Origin of the sequence: Clostridium algifaecis, assembly GCF_017874415.1 — a bacterium.
GTDB classification, from domain to species: domain Bacteria; phylum Bacillota; class Clostridia; order Clostridiales; family Clostridiaceae; genus Clostridium_B; species Clostridium_B algifaecis.
Map to the genome: position 1 here is coordinate 20,109 of NZ_JAGGLM010000006.1, position 9,315 is coordinate 29,423.

The following is a 9,315-nucleotide window of genomic DNA, read 5'->3' on the forward strand; positions in this document are numbered from 1 at the left end:
ACTATTATATTTAATTTAAACTCATTATTTTATTACAACTTTGTTGTAATTTTTCTTTCCTCTTCTTATAAGCATACTTCCATCTTTAAAGTCCTCATTAGTAATTACTGCATTAGCATCAGTAACTTTTTCGCCATTTATGGTAAGTCCACCTTGTTTTATAAGTCTTCTTGCTTCACTCTTGGATGGCAATATTCCTGTTTTGACAATAATATCTACTATTCCAGAGTTAATTTCAGCTTTTTCTATTTCAACAGTTGGAACATTATCCATATTCGATCCGCCTGAGAACAATGCCTCCGCAGCCTTTTTAGCTTTATCAGCTTCTTCTTTTCCATGAATTAATTTTGTAACCTCATAGGCAAGAATTTCCTTAGACTTATTTATTTCAGAATCCTTAAGTGAACCAAGTCTCCTAACTTCATCCATAGGTAAAAAAGTCAAAAGTGCCAGACACTTTTCAACATCTGAATCATCTACATTTCTCCAGTACTGATAAAATTCATATGGACTTGTTTTTTCCTTATCCAGCCATATAGCTCCACCTTCAGTTTTACCCATCTTCTTGCCATCGCTCTTGGTTAAAAGAGCAAACGTCATTCCATATGCAGCTTTCTTTTCTTTTCTTCTAATCAAATCCACTCCTGCAAGTATATTTGACCACTGATCATCTCCACCCATTTCAAGAATACAGCCATATCTTCTATTTAATTCAAGGAAATCGTAACCCTGCATAAGCATATAATTAAATTCAAGAAATGATAATCCTCTCTCAAGTCTCTGTTTGAAACATTCTGCCGTAAGCATTTTATTTACAGAAAAATGAACTCCGATATCACGAAGAAAATCAATATAGTTTAGCTTAGAAAGCCAGTTTGCATTATTCTCCATTATAGCTTTTCCTTCACTAAAATCTACAATTCTCGAAAATTGTTTTTTAAACATATTGACATTGTGCTCTATCTGTTCTTTAGATAGCATTTTTCTCATGTCTGTCTTTCCTGATGGATCACCTACCATACCTGTTCCTCCACCAAATAATGCTATAGGCCTGTGTCCTGCCTTTTGCATATGTGCCATAACCATCATTTGAACAAAATGTCCTACATGAAGACTATCTGCTGTTGGATCAAATCCTATGTAAAAAGTTACCTTCTCTTTCCCAAGTAATTCTCTTATTTCTTCTGCATGTGTAGTCTGTTTTATGTAACCACGTTCCAGCAGAGTATCATAAACATTATCCAAATTATGTTCCACCTTTCGAATAGTTTTTTTCTTTTAATTCTTCCATTTATTTCTTTAAAAATGCCATATATTTAGCTTAGATGTAGAGTTTATAATAAAACTACATATTAAAATATACTAATAGTTATGTATTATCATAAATATTAGTATATAATTAAAGCTCCTTTTTATCAACAGTTGCAGAGTATAAACTATTTAAACTTTTTAATTCCCGGATAAATAACCTTGAAATTATCATTCTTCATTGAGTTTATAAATTTTATTCTTCCCTTATTTCTAAAAGCTTTCTTCATTTTATTAAAGCCATCTCCAGCCTTGATAAATCTGTCCTTATCGTCTAAGGTAATCATTTTTTCGTATATCCATGTATTTCTATTTACATAATTATAAGAATTGGTATTATTTCTCCTTATAAGTATACCAGGACTTGAAACCGTAATACTATTATTATCAATTACAATTTTTATTTCTCTTGAGAAATCAGAATAATCTCTATAAAGTACAGCATTTCTTATTCCTTCGTTTAACGCTTCTAAAGGATAGGATTTATAAATTATATTTGATAAAATCTCCTCTGTCTTATTTATGATATACAAGAGATCACCACGAACTATAATTGGCTGTGAATAATTATTTACTTTATCAATTATTTTTATCATATTATGTGGTAAATATATATTATTAATCTTTGAAAATACTAAAAGTCCTCCTAATGTTACCATATATTTGCCGGTATCTTTATCCATATATATAATTGAAGCATTTTCCATAAGCTTAACTCTATTTTCTTCATTGATCCCTATACCTTGAATTCTAAAATAATTATCTACAATTTCTTTATCGATACAACTTAAATCACTGTGTGGTACAGGACAAAGCTCAGAATTTAATATAAGATTTTCACTTATAGTAGACACTATTTCCTGCTTTCTCATAGTATCATTAGTTGATCCCCTTCTTATGTAAAAAGCACCATTATCCCTCATTTGATAAGGTTTTTGAGGTCCATCATATATATTTATAATTGCTATATCCTTGTCTTCATATTTTATAAACTCCAATGACACTGGAACTGGCGGATCTATTCTTGAACTAACAATCTGCTGAATTTTTTCTTCATTTAAATCGTTTTTGCAAATGCCTAGTATTCTTTTGCTCTTGTCCTCAACTCCAATAACAAGATGACCCCTTCCGCCTCTTGAATTAGCTATGGCGCATATGTCTTTAGCCAATTCCTTTCTTCCAGAATCAATATCAATTTCTATACATTGCTTAAAATCTAATTTTGAGCCTTCCGGTTTTCTAAGTAAATTTAAAAATTTTTTTGTATCCACAATAATCATCCTCAACTAATTAACTGTTCAGTCTATTAATTTAATTATACCCTTATTTAAGGTATTATTTAATATAATTTCAGTAAATTATTGTTTAGATTTGATCCAATGATACATATTTAGTTTTATATTGTTTTTTTATTGCCATATGATATAATTAGTTTAGAGTTTTACTCTAATTATTTTGTAAGTAGGCCAAATTTTTTCAAGGTACCAATTTCTCCTTAATAAATCTAAGGGGTAGTTATCAAGAATAAATTAGTCCTATGATTTTAAGGAGGTTTTTTTAATGGCAGATAAGACTATTGTATGTAAAGACTGCGGAAAAGAATTCGTATTTACAGAAGGTGAACAAGAATTCTACAAAGAAAAAGGTTTCGAAAATGATCCTGTAAGATGCCCAGAATGTAGAAGGAAAAGAAAAGCTGAAAAGAATAGATCAAGAAGATAGTGAATAATTAGGAGAGGATAATCCTCTCCTTTATTTATTATTTGTTTCTTATAATATTTGCTTTTTTTAATATCTTTCCAAGTGGCAATGCTATAGCTGCACCTGCTATTGATTGGGCTATATTTCCCGGGATTTCAGCTGCTGACATTATAAATGCCTGAGAAAATTTTATATTTGTTACAAAATGCATTAGTATAACACCTGCAAAATAATATGCAGCTATCATCCATATACCTGCAGCTACAAAAGCTATTATATTATTCCATATTTTTTCTCCATTGTAGCTACTTCTATATGCAATAGATGCAGCAATATAAGCCATAATACCTTTTATAAAGAAAGTAAATGGTGCCCATATAGCATATGGTGATAAAATATCAAATAAACTCATTCCTACAGCTGCTGAAAAGAAAGCTTTCTTCTTTCCTAATAAAATAGCAGCTAACAGCACCATGCTGTCTCCCAAATGGACTACACCTTTAAATACCACCCCACTAGGTATATTTATAACTGCTGTCGCAATATAAGTTACTGCAGCCATAAGAGCTATTTGTATAATGTCCTGGATTTTCAATTTACTTAAATTTAAATTCTTTTCTTCCATTTTAAATAAGAACCCCCTGTATTTATTAATAGTATATATTATATTTGTATAACCACAAATTTCAAAATGTACCCATACATTATTATGAAAATGTTAAAATTTTACTATAATAAATTTATTCAATAATGTAAATAATAATATACGACTAATACATAAAAATATTCTATAAGGGAGGTACTATTGCTATTTTTACTTTGGCAATAAATTTATATGATTTTCTTCAAATGGCTCTTTAGCTTAATACTTGTAATTGTATTAATTACAGCAGCACTAAAAATAAGCGGCTTACTTGTAAACATAATACTTGTTAGTTTGTTACTAATGTTCATAATCGACATATTATTTATACATAAAAAAAATGTATAAATAATTATTTTACCCTCTTTATAACTCAAAATAGTGCAAATTTTACTTTTCACAGCTAATTTTACTCCAATACCGAATTAATTCTTAAGTACATGTTAATTTATTTAAGTTTTTGTTAAATTACACTATGTACTTAAGCTATTACTAGTGATATAATTTATTTTGTGTATAAGGAGGAGAAAATTTTATGTACAATGTTATTGAAAAAAGTTCATTCCAAACTTTAAAGTATGTATTAAATAAAATTTGGGATTTATTTTATAAATATTACTTCATTTTAATAGGAATTTATTTTCTAAAAAGCGCCATACATCTTTCTAAATTTCATTCAATTAGTTTAACTAGTAAAATTTACTTATTTGTACTAGCCTTTATGGCATTCTCTGCCTATAAAGATATGAGAAATGATGTAAAATTAATTCCTTTTTTAGTATTAGCTGTTCCTTTTTTTCTATTTCTTATCTACTTAAATAAAAATGGATATGCAATGTGGGGAAAAATATTGAACTGGCAGATAGGTCAAAGGATAGTTATTGATTTAAATCCCATATTCAGCAAAATACCTTTTAATGATGGAAGTTTTGCAAGATTATACAAATCAGAAACTTTAACATGGTTCTTTAGGATGGTTTATAACAATGGCTTTGTATTACCTGCTTTGCTTGTAATATATAGATCTGCAATTACAAGAGATTTAAAAAAAATGATAAGATATGCTTTATCAGCACATATAGTACAAGTATTTTTGATAACACCCTTTTATTTGACTTTTCATCTTCAAGAAGTATGGTACGTATTAGGACAACCTGATGGATTAGACAGGCATTTAACTGGTGCTGCTGCCGCTGGAACAGCATTAAATTGTTTTCCATCCATGCATACTTCCATAACTTTTGCAATGTTTCTATTGGTTTTAAGAGAAAAGGACAAGCTTTTTAAAATATTTATGTCGTTTTTCTGTTTAAGTGTAGCATTTTCTACATTATATTTAGAAGTTCACTGGGTAATTGATGTAATTGCTGGTATGATTTTAGCTTATTTAACTGTAAAGTTAGTAGATTTTTTAATGGCAAAAATACAGCATGTTATACAAAAACCTTTAGACAGATTTTACTATAAAAAAAGGAAAACTTCTTATATAACTATAACTAATTATTATTTAGATACTATGGATTAAAATTTAACTTTAAATATAAAACTGTCTCAAAATAGATTTTGAGACAGTTAATTTTATATATAATTATTTTGAATTTCATCTTTAATTACTCTGATTTTCCTATGTCGGATAGAACCAATCCTTTATTGTGTTCAAGCGCCCAGCTAATTGACCACTCATTTTGAAATATCAAAAGATCCCTATTTTTTAAATCTTTAACTTTCTTAGTGTCACTGCTAAGTACAAGATCTTCAATACTAGAATCAGTTTTCTCAATCCATCTTATAGCTCTATATGGAAGTATTTCTATTTTTGAATCAACATTATACTCATTTTTCATTCTATATTCAAGAACTTCAAACTGCAGTACACCTACTACACCAACTATTATCTCTTCAATTCCAATATTTAATTCTTTAAATACCTGAATTGCTCCTTCTTCCGATATTTCATTTATCCCTTTTATAAATTGCTTTCTCTTCATGGTATCTATAGTTCTAACTCTTGCAAAATGTTCAGGTGCAAATATAGGTATTCCTTCAAATTTAAATTTTTTCTGGGACATGCAAAGAGTATCTCCTATATTAAAAATTTCAGGATCAAATACACCTATTATATCTCCAGCATAAGCTTTTTCTACAATTTCTCTGTTTTGTGCTAAAAACTGCTGCGGTTGGGCAAGTTTTACCTTATTATTGCCCTGGACATGAAACACTTCCATACCCTTTTTAAATTCACCCGAACATATTCTCATAAATGCGATTCTATCCCTATGGGCTGGATTCATATTAGCTTGTATTTTAAATACGAAAGCAGAAAATGGTTCTTCAAATACATCTACTTCACCTTTATCTGACATCCTTGGAGTAGGCGATGTAGTCAGTTTTAAAAATTCTTTTAAAAAAGGTTCTACTCCAAAGTTAGTCAAGGCACTTCCAAAGAATACTGGTGTAAGTTCCCCAGTTTTAACCTTTTCTATATCAAATTGATCTCCTGCTATATCTAAAAGTTCTATATCTTCTTTTAGCTTTGAATGAAGTGAATCTCCTATAAGGTCCTTAAATACCTCATCATCTACACCTCCTTCTACAGATTTAACTGTAGTTTGCCCATGATTTCCACCATTAAAAGCTTCTATTATATTCTTATTTCTATCATAAACTCCCTTAAACTCAGCTCCTGAGCCTATAGGCCAATTCATAGGATATGATTTTATTCCAAGTACATTTTCTATATCTTCCATAAGTTCAAAAGGATCTTTGCTCTCTCTATCCATTTTGTTTACAAAAGTAAATATAGGAATTCCCCTTAAACTGCATACATGAAATAATTTTTTGGTCTGTTCCTCTACTCCTTTAGCTGCATCTATTACCATAACAGCACTATCTGCTGCCATTAAAGTCCTGTATGTATCTTCACTGAAGTCTTGATGTCCTGGTGTATCAAGTATATTTATGCAATAATTATCATAGTTAAACTGCATAACTGATGATGTGACAGAGATTCCTCTCTTTTTTTCTATATCCATCCAGTCCGATACTGCATGTTTTGACGCTTTTCTAGCTTTAACCGAGCCTGCAAGTCTTATGGCACCTCCATAAAGCAGTAATTTTTCTGTAAGTGTGGTTTTACCTGCATCTGGGTGAGATATTATTGCAAAAGTCCTTCTTTTTTCTATTTCCTTTTTTAAGTCTGCCACAACTTTCCCTCTCTTCTTTTTTTACTCTCATCAATGATTTTAACTTTATTAAACAATGATGTCAATATAACTATTTTAGTAATACATTACTTCTGTTAAACGTTTAATTATTAAAGTAATTACTGAATATGACAAAATATAAAAATTAAAACTAATGCTATAAAAACCATGTGATGATATAATTATATATCATGGAGGTAACTATGTATAAATTAATCGCAATAGATATGGATGGAACTTTATTAAAAGATAATAAAACTATATCAAATGAAAACATTGAAGCAATAAAAAAAGCAGTTGAGCATGGAACGAAAGTATCACTTGCTACCGGACGCCCTATAAAAGGTATTGAAAAATACCTTAAGCAGCTCGATTTAATTTCTGATTCAAATTATGCTGTTGGATTTAATGGAGCTGTAGTTGAAAATACAATGTCTCACAAGATAATATCTCAGGATACGCTATCACAAGACGATATTGAATTTATTTATAAATTAAGCAAAGCACCAAATATATATCCACAAATAGCACTAAAAGATTCTTCTGTATCACCCATAAAAAATAAATATAGTGAATTAGATGCTTATCTAAATAAAATAACTTTTAAAATAGGCAGTATTGAAAATGTTTCTGAAAATGAAAATATATTTAAATTTATGTTTTTAGGTGAAGGGCCTGATTTATCCAGGTGTATATCTAAACTTCCAAAAGAAATATATGATAAATATACTGTAGTTAGAAGTGAACCTGAAATTCTCGAATTTATGAACAAGAATACAAATAAAGGTCACGGTGTTGATGTTCTAGCTAAAAAATTTGGAATAGATAAAAGTGAAGTTATATGCATTGGTGATTCATTCAATGATGTTCACATGATAAAATATGCAGGACTTGGTGTAGCTATGGGAAATGCTGCCACAGAAGTTAAAAATATTGCAAATTATGTTACAAAGACAAATGAGGAAAATGGAGTAGCTCATGTTATAAATAAATTTGTACTTTCAGGTATCCTAAATTAAATAATTATCAGCAAAATCCACCTGATTGTTACAGGTAGGTTTTGCTGTATTTGTATTTATTACAATAATCTTTATCTTAAAACTAAGAACTATCTAGCTGGTGGAATAAATCCTATTTTCTTCTGCATCTTTCTAAGTACCTTGTTTGATACATAATATGCCTTTTCTGCACCTTTTTTATATATTTCTTCCAAATAGTCTTTATCTTGAAGATACTTATTTACTTTATCTTGAATTGGTTTAAGTTCTCCAATTATAGCTTCTGCTACATCATTTTTAAATTCTGCATAACCTACATTTTCGTATTTTTTTTCTACAGCTTCTGCTGTAGTTCCCTGTATTGCTATAAGTATATTTATAAGATTTTTTATTCCAGGCTGTTCATCGCTATATTTTACCTTTCCAATACTATCAGTTACGCATCTATTTATCTTTCTTCTTATAACATCTGGTGGATCCATAATTAATATAAAACTATTAGGATTATCAGATGACTTTGACATTTTTTTATTAGGTTCCTGAAGGTCCATAATTTTAGCTCCACTTTCTGGTATATATCCTTCTGGCAGAGTAAAAGTAGGACTGTATAGACTATTAAATCTCTGAGCTATATCACGTGTAATTTCTATATGCTGCGTTTGGTCCTTGCCAACCGGTACAAGATCTGCATTATACAGGAGGATATCTGCTGCCATTAAAACAGGATAATTTAAAAGTCCCGCACTTATAGGTTCTCCAGAATCACTATATTTCTTGGATTTACTTTTATACTGTGTCATTCTGCTAAGTTCACCTACATATGTGAAACAATTTAAAAGCCATGCAGCTTCAGAATGAGTAGAAACGTGAGATTGAATAAATATTGTATTTTTTTCTGGATCTATTCCTGCTGCAAGATATATAGCAAGAACTTCAAGTGTTCTCCTTCTTAAATCCTTAGGCTCCTGTCTTACTGTTATAGCATGTAAATCAACTACACAAAAATAGCATTCATACTGATCTTGGAGCTTTACCCAGTTTTTCAGTGCTCCTAAATAATTTCCAATAGTAAGATTTCCCGATGGCTGAATCCCACTAAATATTCTCTTCTTTTTTTCTTCCATAAATTATACCTGCCCTTCTATGTATTATTTCATTCATATAACTACAACTAAAAAACCCTATGATATTTTAATATCATAGGGTGTATTAACACTGTGCCACCTAAATTCAAAAAGATAAAATATATCTTTTCCTTATTAAATAAACATACTTTCTTCAAAAATCCCATTCGATTCAAGCATAACTTCTGCATTTTCAGCACCCTGCAGCTCTCTAAAAATCTGTTTTTAAATCTACTTGTTTTTCATCATCAGAACATTTTAGTATATAATTTTATATAAAATTATATACTAAAATACTTAAAACTGCAAATCATAAAAAATTATTTCATGATTTTATA

General features: G+C 29.6%; 8 protein-coding genes. 3 read left to right on the top strand and 5 right to left on the bottom strand.

What is annotated here, in order from left to right:
• Positions 1-24 precede the first annotated feature (24 nt).
• On the bottom strand, positions 25-1,245 hold the full coding sequence (gene tyrS, locus J2Z42_RS06305) for a tyrosine--tRNA ligase (RefSeq protein WP_209701803.1): 1,221 nt from the start codon (positions 1,243-1,245) through the stop codon (positions 25-27).
• Between the two features lie 191 nt (positions 1,246-1,436).
• Positions 1,437-2,579, bottom strand: coding sequence for an AlbA family DNA-binding domain-containing protein (locus tag J2Z42_RS06310; RefSeq protein ID WP_209701804.1), 1,143 nt, complete (start codon positions 2,577-2,579; stop codon positions 1,437-1,439).
• 289 nt (positions 2,580-2,868) lie between these two features.
• Between J2Z42_RS06310 and J2Z42_RS06315 the strand changes: the two genes are divergently transcribed.
• Positions 2,869-3,030 (top strand): zinc-ribbon domain-containing protein, encoded by a 162-nt coding sequence (locus tag J2Z42_RS06315; RefSeq protein WP_209701805.1) that lies wholly within the window; start codon positions 2,869-2,871, stop codon positions 3,028-3,030.
• Positions 3,031-3,067: 37 nt separating this feature from the next.
• Here the strand turns inward: J2Z42_RS06315 and J2Z42_RS06320 are convergent, their stop codons facing one another.
• A complete protein-coding gene (locus J2Z42_RS06320) occupies positions 3,068-3,634 on the bottom strand; it encodes an ECF transporter S component (RefSeq protein WP_209701806.1) in 567 nt (188 codons plus the stop codon).
• A gap of 553 nt (positions 3,635-4,187) precedes the next feature.
• Here J2Z42_RS06320 and J2Z42_RS06325 point away from each other — a divergent pair.
• Positions 4,188-5,177 carry a phosphatase PAP2 family protein gene (locus tag J2Z42_RS06325; RefSeq protein WP_209701807.1) on the top strand — a complete coding sequence of 330 codons (990 nt, stop codon included), beginning with the start codon at positions 4,188-4,190 and terminating at the stop codon, positions 5,175-5,177.
• 85 nt (positions 5,178-5,262) lie between these two features.
• Here the strand turns inward: J2Z42_RS06325 and J2Z42_RS06330 are convergent, their stop codons facing one another.
• On the bottom strand, positions 5,263-6,855 hold the full coding sequence (locus J2Z42_RS06330; protein WP_209701808.1) for a peptide chain release factor 3: 1,593 nt from the start codon (positions 6,853-6,855) through the stop codon (positions 5,263-5,265).
• A gap of 203 nt (positions 6,856-7,058) precedes the next feature.
• On the opposite strand from J2Z42_RS06330, the gene J2Z42_RS06335 reads away from it, so the two are divergent.
• The gene (locus tag J2Z42_RS06335; RefSeq protein ID WP_209701809.1) at positions 7,059-7,874 is read left to right on the top strand and encodes a Cof-type HAD-IIB family hydrolase; all 816 of its coding nucleotides are present in this window, start codon (positions 7,059-7,061) and stop codon (positions 7,872-7,874) included.
• Between the two features lie 89 nt (positions 7,875-7,963).
• Here the strand turns inward: J2Z42_RS06335 and trpS are convergent, their stop codons facing one another.
• Entirely contained in the window at positions 7,964-8,977 is a 1,014-nt protein-coding gene (gene trpS / locus J2Z42_RS06340) for a tryptophan--tRNA ligase (protein ID WP_209701810.1), read from the bottom strand.
• Between the last annotated feature and the right edge of the window lie 338 nt (positions 8,978-9,315).